Source organism: Myroides sp. C6-3, from assembly GCF_050522425.1.
Lineage (GTDB): Bacteria > Bacteroidota > Bacteroidia > Flavobacteriales > Flavobacteriaceae > Flavobacterium.
Map to the genome: position 1 here is coordinate 1 of NZ_JBMVQP010000036.1, position 21256 is coordinate 21256.

The 21256-nt window shown below is 36.0% G+C and carries 17 protein-coding genes and 1 pseudogene; 15 read left to right on the forward strand and 3 right to left on the reverse strand.

Annotation, left to right across the window (positions count from 1 at the left end):
* The 4 genes and pseudogenes from ACPDG9_RS13355 to ACPDG9_RS13370 all read left to right on the forward strand — a co-directional run.
* A pseudogene (locus ACPDG9_RS13355) lies at window positions 1–1599 on the forward strand (hypothetical protein); the annotation flags it as partial.
* Window positions 1600–2143: 544 nt separating this feature from the next.
* Window positions 2144–4708 carry a DUF7507 domain-containing protein gene (locus ACPDG9_RS13360; RefSeq protein ID WP_430528218.1) on the forward strand — a complete coding sequence of 855 codons (2565 nt, stop codon included), beginning with the start codon at window positions 2144–2146 and terminating at the stop codon, window positions 4706–4708.
* Window positions 4709–5158: 450 nt separating this feature from the next.
* Window positions 5159–6466, forward strand: coding sequence for a gliding motility-associated C-terminal domain-containing protein (locus ACPDG9_RS13365; protein WP_430528219.1), 1308 nt, complete (start codon window positions 5159–5161; stop codon window positions 6464–6466).
* A gap of 12 nt (window positions 6467–6478) precedes the next feature.
* Window positions 6479–7411 carry a PorP/SprF family type IX secretion system membrane protein gene (locus ACPDG9_RS13370; protein WP_430528220.1) on the forward strand — a complete coding sequence of 311 codons (933 nt, stop codon included), beginning with the start codon at window positions 6479–6481 and terminating at the stop codon, window positions 7409–7411.
* Between the two features lie 123 nt (window positions 7412–7534).
* On the opposite strand, the gene ACPDG9_RS13375 is transcribed toward ACPDG9_RS13370, so the two are convergent.
* Window positions 7535–8155, reverse strand: coding sequence for a class I SAM-dependent methyltransferase (locus ACPDG9_RS13375; protein ID WP_430528221.1), 621 nt, complete (start codon window positions 8153–8155; stop codon window positions 7535–7537).
* Window positions 8156–8502: 347 nt separating this feature from the next.
* Window positions 8503–8991: a GNAT family N-acetyltransferase gene (locus tag ACPDG9_RS13380; RefSeq protein WP_430528222.1), complete on the reverse strand. Its 489-nt coding sequence runs from the start codon at window positions 8989–8991 to the stop codon at window positions 8503–8505.
* Window positions 8992–9268: 277 nt separating this feature from the next.
* Between ACPDG9_RS13380 and ACPDG9_RS13385 the strand changes: the two genes are divergently transcribed.
* From ACPDG9_RS13385 to ACPDG9_RS13405, 5 genes are all read left to right on the forward strand, one after another.
* A complete protein-coding gene (locus ACPDG9_RS13385) occupies window positions 9269–9703 on the forward strand; it encodes a hypothetical protein (RefSeq protein WP_430528223.1) in 435 nt (144 codons plus the stop codon).
* Window positions 9704–9981: 278 nt separating this feature from the next.
* On the forward strand, window positions 9982–11223 hold the full coding sequence (rocD, locus tag ACPDG9_RS13390) for an ornithine--oxo-acid transaminase (protein ID WP_430528224.1): 1242 nt from the start codon (window positions 9982–9984) through the stop codon (window positions 11221–11223).
* Between the two features lie 62 nt (window positions 11224–11285).
* On the forward strand, window positions 11286–11900 hold the full coding sequence (pncA, locus tag ACPDG9_RS13395; RefSeq protein ID WP_430528225.1) for a bifunctional nicotinamidase/pyrazinamidase: 615 nt from the start codon (window positions 11286–11288) through the stop codon (window positions 11898–11900).
* The gene (locus ACPDG9_RS13400) at window positions 11901–12440 is read left to right on the forward strand and encodes a hypothetical protein (protein ID WP_430528226.1); all 540 of its coding nucleotides are present in this window, start codon (window positions 11901–11903) and stop codon (window positions 12438–12440) included. It abuts the gene before it with no gap.
* 46 nt (window positions 12441–12486) lie between these two features.
* Window positions 12487–13074, forward strand: coding sequence for an outer membrane beta-barrel protein (locus ACPDG9_RS13405; RefSeq protein WP_430528227.1), 588 nt, complete (start codon window positions 12487–12489; stop codon window positions 13072–13074).
* A 157-nt stretch (window positions 13075–13231) separates the two neighbouring features.
* Here ACPDG9_RS13405 and ACPDG9_RS13410 read toward each other — a convergent pair whose 3' ends face one another.
* The gene (locus ACPDG9_RS13410; RefSeq protein WP_430528228.1) at window positions 13232–13894 is read right to left on the reverse strand and encodes a thiamine diphosphokinase; all 663 of its coding nucleotides are present in this window, start codon (window positions 13892–13894) and stop codon (window positions 13232–13234) included.
* A 129-nt stretch (window positions 13895–14023) separates the two neighbouring features.
* On the opposite strand from ACPDG9_RS13410, the gene ACPDG9_RS13415 reads away from it, so the two are divergent.
* The 6 genes from ACPDG9_RS13415 to ACPDG9_RS13440 all read left to right on the forward strand — a co-directional run bounded on the left by ACPDG9_RS13415 (window position 14024) and on the right by ACPDG9_RS13440 (window position 21099).
* A complete protein-coding gene (locus tag ACPDG9_RS13415; RefSeq protein ID WP_430528229.1) occupies window positions 14024–14329 on the forward strand; it encodes a rhodanese-like domain-containing protein in 306 nt (101 codons plus the stop codon).
* 78 nt (window positions 14330–14407) lie between these two features.
* Window positions 14408–15286: a diacylglycerol/lipid kinase family protein gene (locus tag ACPDG9_RS13420; RefSeq protein ID WP_430528230.1), complete on the forward strand. Its 879-nt coding sequence runs from the start codon at window positions 14408–14410 to the stop codon at window positions 15284–15286.
* A 110-nt stretch (window positions 15287–15396) separates the two neighbouring features.
* A complete protein-coding gene (gene lpdA / locus ACPDG9_RS13425) occupies window positions 15397–16800 on the forward strand; it encodes a dihydrolipoyl dehydrogenase (protein WP_430528231.1) in 1404 nt (467 codons plus the stop codon).
* Window positions 16801–16921: 121 nt separating this feature from the next.
* A complete protein-coding gene (locus ACPDG9_RS13430; protein ID WP_430528232.1) occupies window positions 16922–17533 on the forward strand; it encodes a hypothetical protein in 612 nt (203 codons plus the stop codon).
* 112 nt (window positions 17534–17645) lie between these two features.
* Entirely contained in the window at window positions 17646–17975 is a 330-nt protein-coding gene (locus ACPDG9_RS13435; protein ID WP_430528233.1) for a hypothetical protein, read from the forward strand.
* A gap of 247 nt (window positions 17976–18222) precedes the next feature.
* Window positions 18223–21099, forward strand: a complete 2877-nt coding sequence (locus ACPDG9_RS13440) for an alpha/beta hydrolase family protein (RefSeq protein WP_430528234.1) — start codon at window positions 18223–18225, stop codon at window positions 21097–21099.
* The last annotated feature ends 157 nt before the right edge of the window (window positions 21100–21256 follow it).

The window sequence follows — 21256 nt, forward strand, 5'->3', positions numbered from 1 at the left end:
GAAATTCGCAACCAAGAAACGACAACTACCCTAACAGCATCAGGTGCTGGTGTATATGTATACAAAAACGAAGCAGCTGTCAAAGACAATACAGCGGGTATAACGATTAACGTGGTAGAAGATGTACAAGAAAACTTTGAGACCATCTTAAACGATACTACTGTTCAAGCTCTATTAAATACGTATTTAACAGCGAATGTAACCGCTGTAGAGGTAAAGGTTGATGCAAATGGCGATACGGTATTTGTGATTACAAAGGACGGAGCATTGACAGAAGTAAATATCACGGAGTTGATTCGCGATAATACATATGTTGCAACTTTGGAGTTGACAGAAAACACAAGTAATGCAGAAGGCGTACAAGCCGGATTTACGTTCCATGATGGTAAAAATGCAACGGTAGCAACTTTTGCTGAAACACTAACAAAAGTAAGTAAAGGTCAAGATTCCAATCAGCAAATTGCTTATTCGTATATAGATGAAACAGGTGTAGCTTCTACAACTCAAATCACCGTAACTCAGGATATTATTGATGATTTTGGGAAAGTATTAGCCGATGATACGGTGAAAGCGCTATTGCAACAGTTTATTGCTTCTGCTCAAGGAGATGTCGCTGTTGTACGATTAAATGGTGATCTTATCATTCAAACAGCAACAGAAGAATTTAACTTGAGCGAAGAAATTCGCAACCAAGAAACGACAACTACCCTAACAGCATCAGGTGCTGGTGTATATGTATACAAAAACGAAGCAGCCGTCAAAGACAATACAGCGGGTATAACGATTAACGTGGTAGAAGATGTACTGAATAATTTCGAAACCATTATTGAAAGTACGGAAGTACAAAACCTTTTGAGTACATATTTGACGAAAGAATTTGATGGAAACGTTACCTATAAAAATGGAGATTTCTATGTTACTACAGTTCAGAATAATACAAGTCATACAGAAAAACTAGAATTGAAAACAATGATGCAGGAATCAGGAGAGTCAATTTTAACTGATGGAGTAATTGGGGTTAAATCGAATGGGGGAGTAGGAACAGAAGTCGAAAAAGCAGTGTTGAAAAGTTTTACATTGTCTTTGAATGAAAATATGGTAACGACAAATCACATACAAGATGGAACAATTCAAGTAAGTGATTTAGCTGAAGCTGGTGCAAATCAAGTTTTAGTGACAGGTGCAGATAAAAAACCAGTATGGAAAGAACAAGCGAAGGTAACTCCTCAGTTTTTCTATATGCCTGCAGTAATATTTGATACTTCCGTAGCAGGAACAGCAACACGTGATTTATATGGTGAATACGTGAATCAATTTACAGGAGGATCAAGAACCTCATCAAATTCAGTGAGCTACCCTATTTCACATGGTCCAGCAGGAACTACACCAATGATGTATGGAGGTGGAATCGTTGGAAGTACAGGTGCTCCAGCGGATATTACTGTATTCGAAAACGATGAACTGTATTATTATGTTACGTATTATGATGAAGAGGTATTTGAAAATCTCTCTATTAGTGCGGATGGTAAATTGACCTATACCGTAAAAAGTGGTGCTACGTCAAGTTCATATATGAACATTGTATTTGTTATTAAGTAAATAATACAAAACAATCATTTAAGACAATTAAAAAGCAAAATGCGAATGATTGTAAAATAAAAAAGTACTATTCCTTGTATAAAGGAATGTATCGTTTATACAAGGTTACTTAATTTTTTTCATTGTAAGGGATTAGCTGAATACAGTTAATCCCTTCTTTATGTCTTTATGTTTAGGGGGGACTTGTTGGTTAAACGAAATAATAGTATACATATTCACTTTGTAAATGACGTAGAGTATTCTAGATAATAAAAATAAGTGTTCCTTGATTGTTGTGGCACAATAGTTGATAATTTGAGAATAGTGTGATTTATTATAAAAATAAAATATGTTTATTTACCTTTTAAGGTAATCGAAGCGAAATCTTTTTTTGTTTAAGAAAAAAGTCAAAAGAAGGACAGTTTTGAGATAAATTAGTAGATTTAAAATATGGTGTTCATCGAAATACCAAATGAAATTTGAAACACAAATAATGTGCGTCAAATGAGTTAAAAAAAACACTAACCTATGGGGGGAAAGTGAAACTAGTCAAAGTAAAAAGCGTATGAAAAAAGTTTGGTACACAAAATTTAGACACCTAATAACTTTATTTGTGGTTATTTGGAATGTAGTGGGAGGAATACAAGCTACTAGAGCAGAAGGGTCGAAAGATTTATATCCTGTAAATGCTAAAGGAGGAAGAGCTTATTTAAGAGCGAATGTAGAAGAAACTTTTGCATTCCCTTTCTCTAATCTTGGAGTACATTATGTCTATGCGGAAGAAGGAGAGCAAATCGCTTTAGCCTCTAATGCACAAACAACTTTTTTGAACTATATCTACTTGTATGATCCCAATGGAAATGAAGTTAAACTCGACATTAGTTCAGGAACTGGTAAAATCGGTTATCGATTAGAAGAGCTTGCAGGACCAAGACTACCTGGACAAGGTTATGGAGAATATCGTTATAAACCCATTTATTATAAGGTTCCTGTTGGGGGAACTGGAGTTTATCGAGTTGAGTTTCTAGGTAGTGATCGTTCTACATCTGGTGCATTAACATCAACTTATGATTATTCGCCAGCAACTGAATGGCCAAGAACAAAATATACCAATTACGTGGTTGCTTGGGACATCTCTGTCGCTAAACAAACAAATAATCTATGGCATTGGGTAAAGGGTCGTGTCTTTACAACGATGATTGCAATGAACAATCCTTCGTATGAAAATAATACATTTTTACCAGATAGTGGGTTTTACGGAACTTTTAAAGTCTTGACCAAAGATGGTTATGTATACCATGTTGACAACAATGGAAGTCAAGGTATATCTTTTACCTTTATGGTAAACAATCAAGGTTTTCATAAATTGGATGATCCAATGGCTCCTTCTTATGAGAGTATTCCAGCAAGATTGGTATCTGATGTTCAAAATAGATATCACGACCCCCGTACAGTTGATACCAATGGTGTAATTACACAAAAAATATTCTACAACATGCCTGATATCAATATGCCTCAACATGCTCCTGCTGCAATGGATGGGGGATCCACTTGGTTGAAAGTGCCTGAAAGACAGTTGAAAGTTTCAGATTTGAGCGTGATTAGTGCCGAAGGAGGTATGGCTAATCAAGGAGGGGGAGGAGCTTATATTCAGTTTGTAAACGAAACTGGTGGTGAGTATACAATTGAAATAAAGCCTAAAGCAGGTGCTACCTTTATTCCTCGTGTGCTAAAAGGTACTTGTATAATCGGTGAAAATAAAATCTATTGGGATGGAAAAGACGGAAATGGAAAAACAATTCTTGAGGGACTGGTTGATTTAGATATTGATATTGAGTTGCATGGCGCTGAGGTACATTTTCCATTTATAGATGTAGAATTAAATGGACATGGAACCGTTATTGAATTATTGTCTATGGATGGACAAACTGTTCGTTCTGATAAAGTATTTTGGGATGATACTAGCATTGGAAATGGTGGTGGCGATCTCGGCTCTAAATCAAGTCCGCGTAATGCAGGGCATTGGGTTATAGAAGAAGGTGTTTCAAGTAGAGAAAATGGACATATTTGGGGTAGAGGAACCAGTAGTATAAAAAATACATTTGGAGATAATCATGGAATCGATACCTGGACATTTATCAAAGGGGATGCTATTTCTACTCATTTTGAGGTTGAAATTAAAGTAGCCGATTTAGAAGTGGTGTCTGTTGTTTCAAATAAAGAAATCATCCAAACAGATGAAGAGGTGACCTACACTGTTAAAGTAAAAAACAATGGTCCTGATCAGGTAGAGAAAGCAACATTTTTCTTTCAAATCCCTACGGGGTTTATTCCAGTTGACTACGCTTATACAGCTGGTGTATGTGGACAAGAAAGGGGACCTCTTACATTTGACGAGACAAAAGGAAGATATACGAGTCAGTTGGATTTACAAAATCAATGTGAAGTAGTGTATACTATCAAAATTAAGGCTGTAAATCCTATAGTAGGCCCTGTTAATGTTGAGGCAGCTATTCTTCGCCCTGCGGATATTGTAGATCCAGATGCTTCCAATCAAGATGAAAATGTACCACCAACAGATCCACATTATGAATGTGAAAACAATGGGGTGGAAACACCCTGTAACAATATCAAAGAAAATGGGGCTGTAAATTATACAGATGTTTCTTTTTCATTGATCAAAGACGGTGTATTTAACGATTTGAATAACGATGGCTTTGCACAAGTAGGCGAAACGATAACATACACTTTACAAGTTGTAAATACAGGAAAAACCCCAATCGATGAGATTACTGTTACTGACCCTTTATTTGTAGGAGTGATCACTGAAACGCCTGTAAAAAGTGATAATTCTGATGCAACATTAAAGGCTGGTCAAACGTGGACCTATACTATAACTTACAACTTAACGAAACAAGATATTGAAAATAAAGGGGTTTATAACCAAGCAACTGTCAAAGGAAAAGATATTTTTACAGGAGAAGAAGTAGTAGAAACTTCTCGTTCAACAATACAACTAAAACCAAATGACTCAGGATACGATGAGAATAGACCCAATCACACCTATGTAGTATTACCTACAAAAGACTTGTTTATTTCCAATCCAATGGCACGTCAGCGAATGAAATAACTACATCGACAAATGCTTTTGTACCTATTGATTGAGGTAGGTAGCCTTATTGACCCTTGAGGAAGTAACGAAATACATATAAAGAGGACTAGCATGGCTAGTCCTCTTTTTTATGTGAGAAAAGGGAAGAGAGTTAGGAAAGAAAAATACGGCTCAAAAAATGATTTTATAGCTATTGGTATAACAATTTGTGATTTTTTTTATTTTTCATATCGTTGATTTTTAAGTATTTAAGTTTTTGTGTGTGAATAAAGTTCTAAAATAGAGACTTTTTGGCATAATGGTTGATAACTTATAAATATCAAGTTTTATTTAAAAAATCAAAGAAAGAACATAGGGGAAGGAAGAGCATTTAAACGACAGAAGAATGCTTCTTTTTTTGATGGACAGCACAGGACTTGATCTATAAAAAACGAGAGAAGAAGCTTTCACCCTTAGATAAAAAAAAGCATGAAGAAAAGTAACAAAGTCATCGCATTAGTAGTTGGATTTTACAGTATCGTCAACTACGCTCAAAACGCCGCTTCAATCACAAATGAAGGTGTGTTGTTTGTTTCAACTGGAGAACTGATTTCTTTTGAAGGTAACTTTATAAATACGGAAGAAGGAAATGTAAACAACGATGGAACAGCCATTTATTATAACAGCTTCATTAATGATGGAGCGTATGGAATGACAACCCATAAGAATACATCTGTAACCCTATTTACAACAGGAGAGAACACGACAAAAGCCAAGCAAATTGCCGGAAATCAATTGGCTTCATTTCACCATGTCGTTTTTAATAGTGCGGTTAACCAGGTGGCGTTTGACCTAAAAAATAACATTGATGTTTCCGGAAATGTTGATTTTCAAAATGGAATCATTCAAGTAGATTCTACCTACAACCCCATAACGAAACTCTCTAATGGGATGTTTACCTTCAAAAAAGGGGCAACAGTAGAACATGTAAGTGATGCTTCTCACATTCAAGGAGCAATTGAAAAAATAGGAAACGAAGCATTTACTTACCCTAGTGGAGACAAAGGAAAATATCGTTATGCTCGTATTTCTGCTCCTAAGGGAACAACGGATGTTTTTGTTGGTGAATATGTGTACAACGACTCTGCTTTTTTTGATGCACGTCCGAATGCAGTAGGGGTAGTAAAACAAATCAACAAGCAAGAATACTGGATCATTGATAAAGGGAGTGAAAAACAAAGCGACGTATTGATCACCTTGAGTTGGGATGAAGATACAACAGCTCCAGATGTTTTAACTAATCCAGAAGAAGATTTACACATCGTGCGTTGGGATCCTAAACAACAGCTTTGGGTAGATGAAGGGGGAGTAGTAGATATGTCAACCAAAGAAGTAACTACAGTTGCTACCGTACAAGGATATGGATTCTTTACGCTAGCTACAGTTAAAAAAGAGTGGGTGACAGAGGGGGATGTCGTGATTTACAACCTTGTTTCGGCGAATGGCGATGGCAAAAACGACTACTTTATCATTGAAAATATTCGAAATTACCCTAATAATAAAGTGGAAATATTTAACCGTTGGGGAACACGTGTATATGAAACGACAGGATATGACCCTCATGGCGATGGTAGTGAAAATGTATTCAAAGGCTATTCCGAAGGTAAAGCAACCCTTGACAAAGGAAGTAAGCTTCCAAGTGGAACATACTACTATGTGGTAACCTACGAATACAAAGATGACAACGGAAGTCGAATGATTAAAAAAGCAGCAAACCTACACCTAGAAACAAATTAAAAACAAAACTCAATGCAAAGAATTAACGCAATAAAAGTACTAGTATATATCGGAATCTTTTTGTTTAGCATGCAACAAGCTTTTGCACAACAAGATCCACAGTATACACAATATATGTATAACCCCGCAACGATCAACCCTGCTTATGCAGGAAGCGTGAGCAAAATGAATATTTTTGGTCTATATCGAACGCAATGGGTTGGATTAGAAGGAGCTCCCAAAACAGCGCATTTATCCGTTACTACTCCCTTAACAGATACCGGATTAGGGTTGGGGGTACACCTAATGAACGATCGACTCGGCGTAACAGATCAAAATAGTTTAGCTCTCGATTTGGCTTATACTATAGACTTAGATTACGAATACAAACTAGCTTTTGGTTTAAAAGCTGCTGGTTCACTGTTGAATGTTGATTACAACAAACTTCATATTTACGATGGTACAGATCCTATTGCAGCATCCAATATAAAAAATAAGTTTTCTGGAAATGTCGGCGCTGGTATTTTTCTCTATTCAGAAAAAGCTTATGTTGGACTATCCGCACCCATGGTTTTATCAAGTAAGGTGTACAATGACAACGATTACAAAGTGATGACGCAGAAACCACATTTTTACTTGATGGGAGGGTATGTATTTGATCTAAACTATCAAGTGCAATTCAAACCAGCTGCCCTAGTAAAAGCTACTGCTGGAGCTCCGTTACAAGTAGATTTAACCGCAAACTTCCTGTTTAACGATAAATTTACCGTAGGAGCAGCTTATCGTTGGGATGCCTCGTTTAGTGGATTAGCAGGATTTCAAGTGGCAGATAATCTGTTTATCGGCTATACATATGAAGCAGGAACTAGTAACCTAGCGAAATACCATTCAGGCTCTCATGAAATATTCATGAAGTTTGAATTGTCTACCAAGCAAAGAAAAAAAGTCGCCCCTCGATTTTTCTAAAAATAGTTCATAATTTTTTTTATTGTTAACGCTGTTTGTAACCAAACAGCATAGGGGAGAGGAGTGGTTCTGTAGAATCACTCCTTTTTATATTTAAAATGGTTCTCCGCGCTTTTCAATGGTTTAGTTAGATTCTAATAAAATAAAGCGCTCCGTTAGAACAAGTATCTTAAAATTGTAATGTCGAGCAATATATTCAACTGTTTGACGGGTATAAATAAAAACATGGGTTTCATCTTTGCGATAATACCACGATTCAAAAGGCTTTTGATTTTCGTACAGATGGGTCATGATAAATAACAAACCCTTAGGTTTTAACAAGCTTTTTAAATGGATTATTTCTTGATGAGGATGATGAAAATGTTCGAAAACTTCACAACTAAAAATATAGTCATAGTGGAAGTTAACGTAGGATTTGTCTGGATAAAAGTAAGGATCATAGAGGTTAATTGAATAACCACGCTCAACCAGTTGCTTGGTGATCACAGGTCCTTTGCCACACCCAAAATCCAAACCTAGGGTGTTGGGCAATAGACGCTCCAATATAGCATTGGTAATCGGTGAAGTGAATTTTTGATACCCTAAATTATGAACATCGTTATTGTGAAATTCGTAGTGGCGTTTTTCCTGTTCTGATGAAAAATAAGAAGCTATATCTCTGACATAAGCAAAACAAGTTCCACAGTGATAGTACAAAGAATCAATCTTATTCGTTAAGGGGTGTTGACATAGAATACAATTCATCGGTTTATTTCGGTGTTTGTTATTTGTAGTTGAAGTCAACATCCCTCCCTGCGGTTGACCCTTTGTTAAACACTAACTTCATGCGTAAAGATAGTACTAAATGACAAAGCTTGTCCAATCTTTAATAAAAAAGCAGGATACAGCATAGAATAATCTACTAAGGGTATACTGCTAGGGGAGGATGCTACATACTTTGTTTGAGGTGAGTCCATAGTGAGTCCATAGTGAGTCCATAGTGAGTCCATAAAAAAAAGTGTTTTTAATAGATTCACTATGGACACACCATGAAGATACCATCGAGACATATCAAGCATAGTGGGACTAAAGTCAGGGCAGCAATCAACCAATCATCGATCACTCCTCAATACATATAAATTCAAATACTCCTCTTTGGGATGTATAACTTTGACGAATTGAAAACCCAAACGAGTTAGTAATTTGATGGAGCTTTTATTTTCAGCTAAGGTCGTAGCATAAAGTTTAGCATAAAATGGATTTCTCTTGAGTTTTTCAACTACGCAATGAGTTGCTTCATAGGCATACCCTCTATTGGTGTATTCTGGTAAAAAAGCAAAACCAATATCGTGCGCATCTAAGTAATCGCGTTTAATCAATGAGAGGACACCAATGGGAGTTTGATTTCCTTTTAGGCGCACAGTCCAATAGGTATAATCGGGAGTGTCTAAAATATTTTGAATGTAAATCTGAGCGTCTAAAGCACTATAAATATTTCGATTACCTATAAATTTGAGCCAACTAGGACTATTGACAAGTGCAATAAAAAAAGCATTATCGCAGTGATCTAGTGGAGTGAGAAATAAGCGCTGTGTTTCCATTTGAACCGTTTTTTTGTGAGCCCCCTAACTTGATTAAAAAAGGACTCTGAATGATCCTTTTTTTGTGTAATTAGAATAAAAATAGCTTAATTTTAAAAAAAAACAGCAGTTTTTTTTATATAAAAAATAGCAGAATAAAATAAATTAAGATAAGTTGTTCCAATTTTACGCATGATAATTTAAGAATATTGCAGTACTATTTGATGAAAACGAAACTGTTCATGCTATTAATGTTTAAAATATGTTGTATTTTGCAGCCGCTACAAAACGATAGAAAATGAAAAATAAAACGAATCTATTAGCCGTGTTATTGTGCTTAATTTCCTTTAATTTGAAAGCTCAAATTTTGGAGATTTACAGTAATACTAGTGCGCAAGAATATTTAGGATGCCTAAATTGTCCTTCTGAGAATAAAAATTCAGTTTGGAATTCCCATGGAATTTACGGCAACGAATACAATAAAAAATCAATTTGGAATAAGTACGGAATCTACGGTGATGATACGAGTAATTACTCTCCGTGGAATCAGCATGCTGAAAAACCGCCGATCATCAAAAAAGAAGGAGAGTTTCACGGTTACTTTACGCTGAATGAAATTATGGGACAACGTGTAGAGGTTAAATTAACGCGTATGTTATACGATTACTATATTGACTTGAAAGAAGATCCAACCAATTGGTTAGAGATTGAAGAACAGTTAAAAAAGAGATAAAACAAAGGGGGATTAAAAGCGATTTTAATCCCCCTTTTGTTATTTAGAAGATTTGCGATTTTAATACGAAAAAGTAAGATTAAGTAGCTAAAGTGTAACGAATAACTACAACAACCAAAAGGTCAATCAGTTTTAGGCTTGCTTTACTAAGGGGTGTAAACAGAATACCCTCCGGTTTTTGACTAGATTTAGACAATAGAATAAAGGAGATCAACGGTATTTTAGAATTATTTACATAAAAAGCAGTAAATTGCAGGTAAATTAAAACAGATACGATTATGTCAGAAAAAATAACTCCAGAACAAGCGATTGCACTAGAAAATCAATACGGAGCACACAATTACCACCCCCTTCCTGTTGTCCTAACAAAAGGTGAAGGTGTCTACGTTTGGGACGTTGAAGGTAAAAAATATTATGACTTTTTATCTGCGTATTCAGCAGTTAATCAAGGACATTGTCATCCGCGAATTGTTGAAGCGATGACCAAGCAAGCGAATACATTAATGCTAACTTCTCGTGCTTTTTACAATGATCAGTTGGGAGTTTACGAAAAGAAGATTACCACTTTAATGGGGTATGATAAAGTATTGCCAATGAACTCTGGAGCGGAAGCTGTAGAAACTGCACTAAAAGTTTGCCGTAAATGGGCCTATGAGAAAAAGGGAATTGCGGAAAATCAAGCTAAAATTATCGTTTGTGAAAATAATTTCCACGGAAGAACAACGACAATTATTTCGTTCTCAAATGATGAAGATGCAAGAAAAAATTATGGGCCTTATACAGAAGGATTTATTCGTGTAGCTTATGATAATATCGATGCACTTCGCGCAATTTTAGAAAAAGACAGTGCTAGTATTGCTGGGTTTTTAGTTGAGCCAATTCAAGGAGAAGCAGGGGTGTACGTACCAGCAGCCGGTTATTTAGCTGAAGCAAAATTGTTGTGTGAACAACACAATGTTTTATTTATTGCGGATGAGGTACAAACAGGAATTGCCAGAACAGGTAAAATGTTGGCGATCCAACATGAAAACGTAAAAGCAGATATCCTTGTACTAGGAAAAGCTTTATCAGGAGGAGCTTATCCAATTTCGGCTGTGTTGGCAGATGACGAAATTATGAAAGTAATCAAACCAGGTCAACACGGATCTACTTTTGGAGGTAACCCAATGGCTGCCGCAATCGCAATGGCTGCTTTAGATGTTGTTTTAGACGAGAAATTAGCAGATAACGCTGAGCGTTTAGGACAATTGTTTAGAAGCGAATTGACAAAATACATCGAAACAAGTAACATCTGTTCTTTAGTACGCGGTAAAGGGTTGTTAAATGCTATCTTAATCAACGATACAGAAGAGAGCGATACGGCTTGGAATATTTGCTTGAAGTTGAGAGATAATGGATTGTTAGCGAAACCTACCCACGGAAATATTATTCGTTTTGCACCACCTTTGGTAATGAATGAAGAGCAATTGTTGGATTGTGTGTCTATTATTGTAAAAACATTAAAAGAATTCGAAAGATAATTTATAATGTTGCGTTTTTTGTTTCTTTTTTTTGTTATAATTTAAAATAAAAGTAGTAATTTATGAAAGCTTTGTTAGTCGTTGATTTGCAATATGATTTTTTGCCTAATGGAGCCTTAGCCGTTCAGGAAGGAGATTTAATTATCCCTCCTATTAATGCGATACAAGATCGTTTTGATCTGATTGTTGCAACGCAAGATTGGCATCCTTTGGATCACCAAAGTTTTGCTTCTCAACACCCCGATCAATGCGTATATGATGTTGTTGATCTACAAGGACAACCGCAAATACTTTGGCCCAACCACTGTGTGCAGGGAACTCCAGGTGCTGCATTTAGTAAGGCATGGAACAGTGCTAAGGTCGCCGCCGTTTTTAGAAAGGGAATGGATAAACAAATCGACTCCTACAGCGGGTTTTACGATAACAATAAGGTCCATTCAACAGGACTTTTAGGCTACTTAAAAGACAAGAAGGTAACAGAAGTGTACGTCTGTGGACTAGCAGCTGAGTTTTGTGTGTTTTATACCGCAATGGACGCGAAAAAAGCAGGATTTAAAACCTTTTTTTTAGATTTTGCAACTAAACCCATAGCTGCAGAGGGACTTGAAAAAGCAAAGGAAATAATGACAGAACACGGTATTGGGATCGTTGCTACAAGCGAAGAATTAAACAAGTAAATGAGAAAATACAACGCAGGGAATTTTTTTAAACATACATATTGTGAATGGACGGAAGTACCGCTAGATAATATAGCCAATCTTTCACCCAATTTTAAAAGTGAAAAAGGCAGTCGTTATTTTTTTACATCAACAGGTGTTTTTAGATATGCGAATCATTGGGGAAGAGTTGCGAACTGCCGATGGAAATTACGCTCAGCAAACAAAACGAGTCAAGGGTATGCCCTTGGATATGCTCCTTGGTCTAGCTTTTATCCCAATGATGAAAAAGAAAAAAACTATGTTATAAGTGTTAATCTTTTACAAAAAGAAGTGACCTTTACGCATTATGCCTGTCTTAGTGATAGCAAAGCGTTCCGTAGAAATGCAAATGATACGGCCAAACGCATTGTCGAAATTAAAAAAGTTCTTCTTTCGGACGAATGGTTTAAATATATGAATCATCCCGATCAAGAAGAAGTTAGAAAATATTTAATTACGGGTCTTGTTAACACCAATAAAAGCTTAATCGAATTAAAACGCAGCTTTTTGTCAAGTTAACAACATGACCAATAATGAGAATATGTATAATTAAAAAGCAAAAACAATGAAAAAGATCACCATGATTACAGCGTTATTGTTAGCAAGTATGACAGTAGCACAAGCACAAGAAAAAGGTAAATTAGTAGAAGTACCAAAATTATCTGAAAAGGTGGGAGCTACACCAATCAAAAAAGGAAACTGGATTGTTGGAGGGGCTTTAGGATCTACAGGGTATAGTTTTGAAGACGAAAGTTTCAATATCAACATCTCTCCAAGAGCAGGATATTTCATTTCTGATGGTATTGCGGTTGGTTTAGAATTAGGTACTGGATTTACTACGCATAAAAAACCACTAAAGAATGAATGGAACTACAAAGTAATGCCTTTCGTTCGTTATTACTTCCCAGAAGGAGCTAGCGAAACAGGACGTTTCTTCGGACAAGGTGGAGTAGGTATTTCTGGAACTGACGGGTCTACAAGCGAAACTTCTTTTGCTTTCGCAATCAATGCAGGGTACTCTCACTTCGTAAGCCGTAACGTTGCTTTAGAAGCTATTGTAGGATACAACTACAGTAAATCTAACCAAGCTAATGCTACCGCTCAAAATGGATTAGGTATCGCATTTGGTTTCCAAATTTTCTTAGGAAAATAGTCTAGTAAGATTTTTTGTTTTAAAATAAAAAGGGTATTTCAGCAATGGGATACCCTTGTTTTTTTAACAGTTAACAGTTAACGGTAGATTGTCTAAAAATAGAAAGTGCTTTCTTTAACCTAAAATCTCAACGATCAACAACCAACAAAAAAATGAACTAATCCGTACATTCCATTAATAGCAAGTCTCCGCTTTCATACGTAATACTTACAAGACCGTCTTCTACAACGCTATTGCTTGATCCCGTTCGAACCCCAAGGGTTAAGTCTTCCTGATGTAAAGGGTACTTTAAGTTCGTCGTTGTAATACCCCCTGCATGACCTATGGGAATTAATGATAAAATGCTGTCTTTGGTATACCACTTCTTATAGGTCGAAGGCAACCTAAATATTTTAGAGTAATCGTCAAGGATAACAATTTTCATCGTATCTCTATACTTGATTAATGTAGTGATATTTGTAAAAGTATGATCCGCTCTTTTGCCTGTTGCCCACAGAACATTAGCTGCTTTAATTCCTTTTGCAAGTAAAAAATTAAGTGCTTTTTCTAAGTCGGTCGTTTCTTGATCTGGACAATGAACAATTTCCAAGGGATATTGTTTTTCTAAATAAGGGGTAGGGTCAAAATTGCGATCAAAATCTCCAATCAATACATCGACTTTTATATTTAATGCGATTACTCGTTCTATAGCCTCATCTAAGACCACAATATACGGCGACCATTCTAATAATTGATCTAGTAAGTCTTGACTACATGCCGCTCCATTGGCAATAATTAAAGCGGGTTCTTGATCATCTCGAACAATGTGATGTGATGACATAAATTAGTTCTTGCGTTTGTTAGAACAAAGTAAAACAATAAATCCAACTAAAAGTCTTTTTTTAGAGTGAAAAAATAGATAAAACACAAAATAGCGCTATCTTTGATAGCTATTCTAAGAAGTAAAAAAATGGATTTAACACAAGAACTATGGTGGGAGCAATACCAACAAGATGACAAAGGCGTTATCTTAGATGTTCGCACCGATGAAGAAGTGGAAGAACAAGCGATTCCCAATGCGATTAATATTGATATCTATTTAGGTCAAGGTTTTTTAGATGCAGTGGAACAACTGGATAAAACAAAAAACTACTACGTTTACTGTAAAGCAGGAGGGAGAAGCAATCAGGCTTGTTTATTAATGAATCAACTAGGTTTTGAAAATACATTTAATTTAGTAGGAGGAATTACGGAGTGGGAAGGACCAACGGTATAAAAAGTCAACACATGTTGACTTTTTTATTACCCCAATCACACCGTAGCAGCTTCATTTAAAATCCCTTATTGTCGTTTTATGACTCGTATTCATTTTATCGTAAATCCTATTTCAGGTAAAGGAAAACACAATATTACCGAAACACACATTAAAACTTTTTTTCCCAGTGAGGAATATGAAGTTGTTGTTCATTTGACACAGCGAAAAAAACACGCCATCGAATTGACAAAGCAGGCACTAGCGCAAGGAGCAACTATTGTTGTGGCTTGTGGCGGAGATGGTACGATTCACGAAGTTGCTACTGAACTGGTGGGGAAAGAAGTGATTTTTGGTATTGTTCCTGTAGGATCTGGTAATGGACTGGCATCTAATTTAGCCATTCCAAAAGATATTGACAAAGCTCTACAATTAATACGCCAACAAAATGTCATGGCTATGGATGTGGGCAAGTTAAATGGAGCGTATTTCTTTAGTAATATGGGATTTGGAATTGATGCAACAATTATCGAACAGTACGAGAAATCAGGTAAACGAAAATTAGGCGCTTATATTCGCGCAGCTTTGAATTCGGCTCAACAGTACCAAGCCAAACAAATGCGTGTAACTTATAACGGACAAACTAAAGTCGTAAACCCGCTGTTGCTGTTTATTTCAAACTCCAATGAAATGGGATATAGCATGAGCTTAACCCCCAAAGCAAGTTTAACGGATGGGTTGTTGGATTATCTGATGGTGCCGAAGATTGGAATCTTAAAACAATTGACCTTTGGATTGTATGTTCTCCTAAAAAAAACAGAGAAATTTAGACGAACTGATTATGTACAAACGTCTAAAATTGAAGTTGAAATTAGTAATAATCCAAAAAATGGCGTTCAAATAGATGGGGAGTATTGTGAATTTGATACCAACCATTTTGTAATTGAAGTCGAACAAAAAAGTTTAAAAGTAATTTGTTAGTATAAAAACGTTTTTTTGGAATAAAAACAACACAAAATCGTGTAAAGAGTTATTTTAGAAAAGCGTACATTTGTACTTCATATATAAACATCAAAAAAGTTAAAAATAGTATGAATTCATTTGACGTAGTTGTAATTGGTTCAGGGCCTGGTGGATATGTAGCTGCGATCCGTTGCGCCCAATTAGGTTTTAAAACTGCAATTGTAGAGAAATATGCTACATTAGGAGGAACTTGCTTAAACGTAGGTTGTATTCCTTCAAAAGCATTATTAGCTTCTTCTCACTTAGTAGAAGAAATGAAACATTTTGCAGAGCATGGTATTGAAGTAGCTGGAGACGTAAAAGTGGATTTAGCTAAAATGATCGAACGCAAACAAGCAGTGGTGGACCAAACATGTTCAGGAGTGAAATTCTTAATGGATAAGAATAAAATCACAGTTTTTGAAGGAGTGGGATCATTTGAAAATGCAACTACAATTAATGTTACAAAAAATGATGGTTCAGTAGAGCAATTCGAAGCAAAACACACCATTATTGCGACGGGTTCTAAACCATCTACTTTGCCTTTCATTCAATTGGATAAAGAGCGTGTTATCACTTCAACAGAAGCGTTAAAACTACCTGAAGTACCGAAGCACTTGATTATCATCGGTGGAGGAGTAATTGGATTAGAATTAGGACAGGTTTACATGAGATTAGGAGCGCAAGTTTCTGTTGTAGAATTCGCGGATCGTATTCTTCCAACAATGGATGGAGCTGTTTCTAAAGAATTGACTAAAGTTTTAAAGAAACAAGGAATGAAGTTCTATACTTCACACAAAGTACAAGGTGTTGTACGTGAAGGGGATGTAGTAAAGGTTTCTGCTGAAGATAAAAAAGGAGAAATTGTTACTTTAGAAGGAGACTATACTTTAGTAGCAGTGGGTCGTCGTCCGTATACTGATGGATTAAACGCAGAAAAAGCGGGCGTGAAAGTAACGGAAAGAGGACAAATTGAAGTAAACGATCACCTACAAACGACAGCTTCTAATATTTACGCTATCGGTGACGTAGTTCGCGGAGCGATGTTAGCGCATAAAGCGGAAGAAGAAGGAGTAATGGTGGCTGAATACTTAGCAGGTCAAAGACCACACATCGACTATAACTTAATTCCAGGTGTTGTTTATACTTGGCCAGAAGTAGCTGCTGTTGGTAAAACTGAAGAGCAACTAAAAGCGGAAGGTGTGGCTTACAAAGTTGGTAGCTTCCCATTCAGAGCTTTAGGGCGTTCTCGTGCAAGTGGTGACCTAGATGGATTAGTGAAAATTATCGCTGACCAAAACACAGATGAAGTTTTAGGTATCCATATGGTTGGTGCTCGTGCTGCAGACTTAATTGCTGAAGCAGTAACTGCGATGGAATTTAGAGCTTCTGCTGAAGATATCTCTAGAATGTCTCATGCGCATCCAACGTTTGCAGAAGCAATCAAAGAAGCTGCTTTAGCGGCAACTGACAATCGCGCATTACACGTATAAGTATTTTAAGAAATATATATGTTAAAAAAAGAGCCTAAATGTCTATTTAGGCTCTTTTTTATGTATTGTGAAACAAAAAACAATATATTTGTTTTCTTAAATACTTAAAACCAAAAGCGAAATGAAAAAAATATTAGCTGTGTTATTCGGCGCTATTGCAATAGCTGCATGCTCTAGTAGTGATGATAACTCCTCTTCTGTTGATCCTATTTTTTCTCAACCTTATACAGAACTTACCAATTTAGATGAATTGGTTTCTGGAAAATGGGCCTATGTAGGAAATAAAATAGGTGATAGACAGGTTGGTTTGGTTAGTGAATCGAATGAATGTAAGAGAAAAGATTATTTAGTGGTACACCGTACAGATGCTTCAATAGCTATTGATTCATTATCTTATAATAATTATGGATTAATGGTCAACAACAATCAGAGAGAGTGTACAAGTGTTTTTGAGTTTCCTAGAATCGTTAGAAACCTAAGTTTAGATTCAGCAGGTTTTGTAAATGTTCGTATTACAGATGATTATTTACACCGCGAAGTAATTGAAATTAAGAATGATAAAGGAGAAATAGAGAAAAAAGAAATCTTTACGCGAAAAAGAAAATCTCCTGCTCACTATGAAGGAAAATTAGAGATGGGATTCCAAGCTGGATATTTACGTGTTGAAGATTACTTATCGGATTACCGAAGATTGAAAAACGAAAAAGTTTATTTATACTTCAAAAAAATGTAATTTTATCTAGCTTATAAAGACAAGCTTCTATTTTTTAATAGAAGCTTTTTTTATTCCAAGGAATTTTGTCAATTGTTTTATAACTTTGTGTTTTTAATTTAGAGCGAAGATTATGGATATAAAGACACTGGTTCATCATAACCTCGATGAATTATTGTATTTAGCAGATAAGAAGGGAATCTTAAATACAGATTTAGTCGTTAAAATAGGTGCTTTTGTTGGTGCAGCCTTACTGAGAGGACGCTATGCAGATAAAAAAGAAGTAACTACAGAAGAAATTAACGGTGTTTTCGGTATTATTGGCGACTTCTGTAAGTTGAGTTTTGGACGTAGTTATACCAAAGTACACTTTAAAAAAATGACAACTTTAGCGTTAGAACTAATGCAAGAGACGACTTTCGATGCAGATGTAGAGGATTTTATTCGAGAATTACAGTCGTAAATGTAAAAAAAACAAAGATACGATCAAGGATAACAGGAGCGCTGTTATCCTTTTTTTTGCATCAAGTTTAAGGGAGATGACAGTATAGTAGTAAAAAAAGTTAAATTAACAAGGTAGAAGTAAATAACGCTTGTTGTGTCGTTCTTATGTTGTTAATAGACTTGCGATATCTTCTGTAAAGAAATATCTTGTACCTTTCCAAAAAATATGCACAATAATTAATATTTATACTTGTATAATGATTCATATGAATAGATTATATCCCCTTAGCTTAGGTCTTTTTTTACTAGCTTCAACGTTGGGATATGGACAAAAGAAACCCCTTGATCACAGTGTTTACGATAGCTGGGAGAGTATTGGGCAAAAGAAAATTTCCAATGATGGAAAAGCAATCGTCTATCAGGTTGTACAACAAGAAGGCGATAAGAAATTAGTGATTGATTTACTGCAAAAGGAGTTCAAACAAACTTTTTCTCGAGGAGAAAACCCATCTATTACCGTTGATTCTAAGTATTTGGTGTATACAATCAAACCTTTTTACACCGACATAAAAGCGGTAAAAAACAAAAAGAAAAAAGAGGAGGAATTAGCTAAAGACTCCTTGGGTATTTTTAATATAGAGACACAAGCACAGGTAAAGATTCCTCTCGTAAAGTCGTTTAAATTAGCGGAAAAAGGAGGGAATACCCTGGTGTACTTGCTAGAGAAGGAGCCAGATACCACCCAAACAAAAAAAGCGAAAGGTCCCAAAAAAGAGGATAAGAATGAGCCTTTAACTCTTGTGGTTCGCAATTTAGAAACCACTTCTGAAGAACGCATCGAAAATGTGACGTCCTATTTCCTAGATGAAAAGGGCAATTACCTTGTTTATGTAACCGAAAACCCAACACCGAAGAAAAAGGAAACGGACAAAGAAGGAGAGGATAAAGAAGGAGAGGATAAAAAAGGAGAGGATACAACTCAAAAACTTGACACAACGTATGGTGTATTTGCTTTGCAGCTAAAAACGAGAAAGACAACGACCTTGTTTAAGGGAGAAGGGAGTTTTTCTCAATTTAGCTTTGATAAAGAAGGGAAGCAAGTTACATTCGCTTATTCTGGAGATGAAGAAAAAGCGTTGGTTAAAAATTACACGCTTTACCATGCTGTTTTACCCCATGCGGCTACAGCCTTAGTTGAAAATACAAAAAAAGGAATGCCTGTGGACTGGGTGGTTTCTGAGAATTACACGCCTCAATTTAGTAAAAATGGCAAGCGCTTGTACTTTGGTATTGCGCCAAAACCTATACCGAAGGATACTACATTAGTAGCAGATGATCATGCAATAGTAGATATTTGGCATTACAAAGAGGATTATTTACAACCTCAACAATTGGTCAACTTAGAGAAAGATTTGAAAAAATCGTATGTAGCAACTATCGATTTAACGAAAACAAATCACATGATTGCCTTGGCGGATGAAACAATCAATTATACGAGTTTAGTTGACGAAGGAAATGCTAATCTAGTCTTTCAACTGTCAGATTATGGAAGACGCGTAGAAAGACAATGGGATATTTCTGGTGTAAGTTCCTACTATCTTGTTGATGTGACTACGGGAAAACGCAAAGAAATCATCAAAGATCTTCCAGGAAGAGCAACTATTGCACCAAAGGGAACTGCCGTTGTTTTTTACAATAGCGAGGAGGGAAATTGGTATGCATATGACGTCAAAACAGCAACTGTAAAACAACTAAATAAGGGAATTACTGTTTCTTTTGCAGAGGAAGAATTTGATATGCCTGATTTTCCTTCTTCGTACGGAATTAAAGGTTGGACAGCTAACGATGAATCCGTTTTAATTGGGGATCGCTATGATATTTGGGAGTTTTATTTAAAGGGAAATAAAGCGCCTCGTATGATTACGAATGGATATGGACGTAAAAACAACCTCGTTTTCGATTTACTTCAACTGGACGACGAGAAAAAATCATTCAATAGAAATGAAACAATCCTTGCTACGGTATTTAATACCGAAACTAAAGAAGCGGGTTATTTCTATGTACAGTTCAAAAATGCAACAGATCCAACGAAGATTCTCCTGGAAAACTACAGTGGATATTCTTCGTTGAGCAAAGCTAAAGATGCTGCGGTATATGCTTTTACTAAAGGTAATTTTACGCAATCGAACGATTTATATGTTGGAGAAACTTTAGATCAAGCGAAGCGTTTGACGAAACTAAACGCACAACAAGAAGAATACAATTGGGGAACTAATGAATTAGTTCATTGGACAACGCCAAATGGATATGAGGCAACAGGTGTTTTGTTTAAACCAGAAGATTTTGATGCAACCAAAAAATACCCGATGATCGTGTATTTTTATGAGAAATTATCGGATAATTTAAATCGCTATGAGGCACCTGCGCCAACGCCTTCTCGTTTAAATATCCCTTATTTTGTTAGTAATGGTTATTTGGTGTTTACTCCGGATATTAGTTATACAGATGGTTTTCCAGGTAAAGCTGCAGAAGAGTATATCAACTCAGGTGTTGACTTTTTAAAGCAAAACGACTGGGTAGACGCAGATAAAATTGGAATTCAAGGACAAAGTTGGGGCGGGTATCAAGTAACGTATTTAGTTACGGTTACTGATCGATATGCTGCAGCGTGGGCGGGTGCTCCTGTTGCTAATATGACTTCAGCTTACGGAGGAATTCGCTGGGGTACTGGAATGAGTCGTCAATTTCAATACGAAAAAACACAAAGTAGAATTGGTAAAACGCTGTGGGATGGGTATGAGTTATACATTGAAAATTCACCACTGTTTAAAGTGCCAGCGATAACCACTCCTTTAGTGATTATGCACAACGACAACGACGGTGCTGTTCCATGGTATCAAGGTATCGAAATGTTTATGGCTATGCGCAGATTGGAAAAGCCTGTTTGGATGCTAAACTATAACGGAGATGAACACAATTTGATGAAACGTCAAAATAGAAAAGATATTCAAATTCGTCAACAACAGTTTTTTGATTATTACCTTAAGGATGCGCAAGCACCAGTATGGATGGTTAAGGGAGTTCCTGCCGTTTTAAAAGGAAAAAACTGGGGATTTGAATTGACTAATGAGACAGTAAAGTAATAAAATAAAGGAAATAAAAATAAAGGCCTAGAGAAGTAAGATCCTCTAGGCTTTTTTGTGGGTTAAATCTTTGAAAATATGAAATTAGTACAAAAAAGATGATTTTATATATATTCTAAGCTGTACTTTTGAGGGGTAAATACAACCTGATTAATGA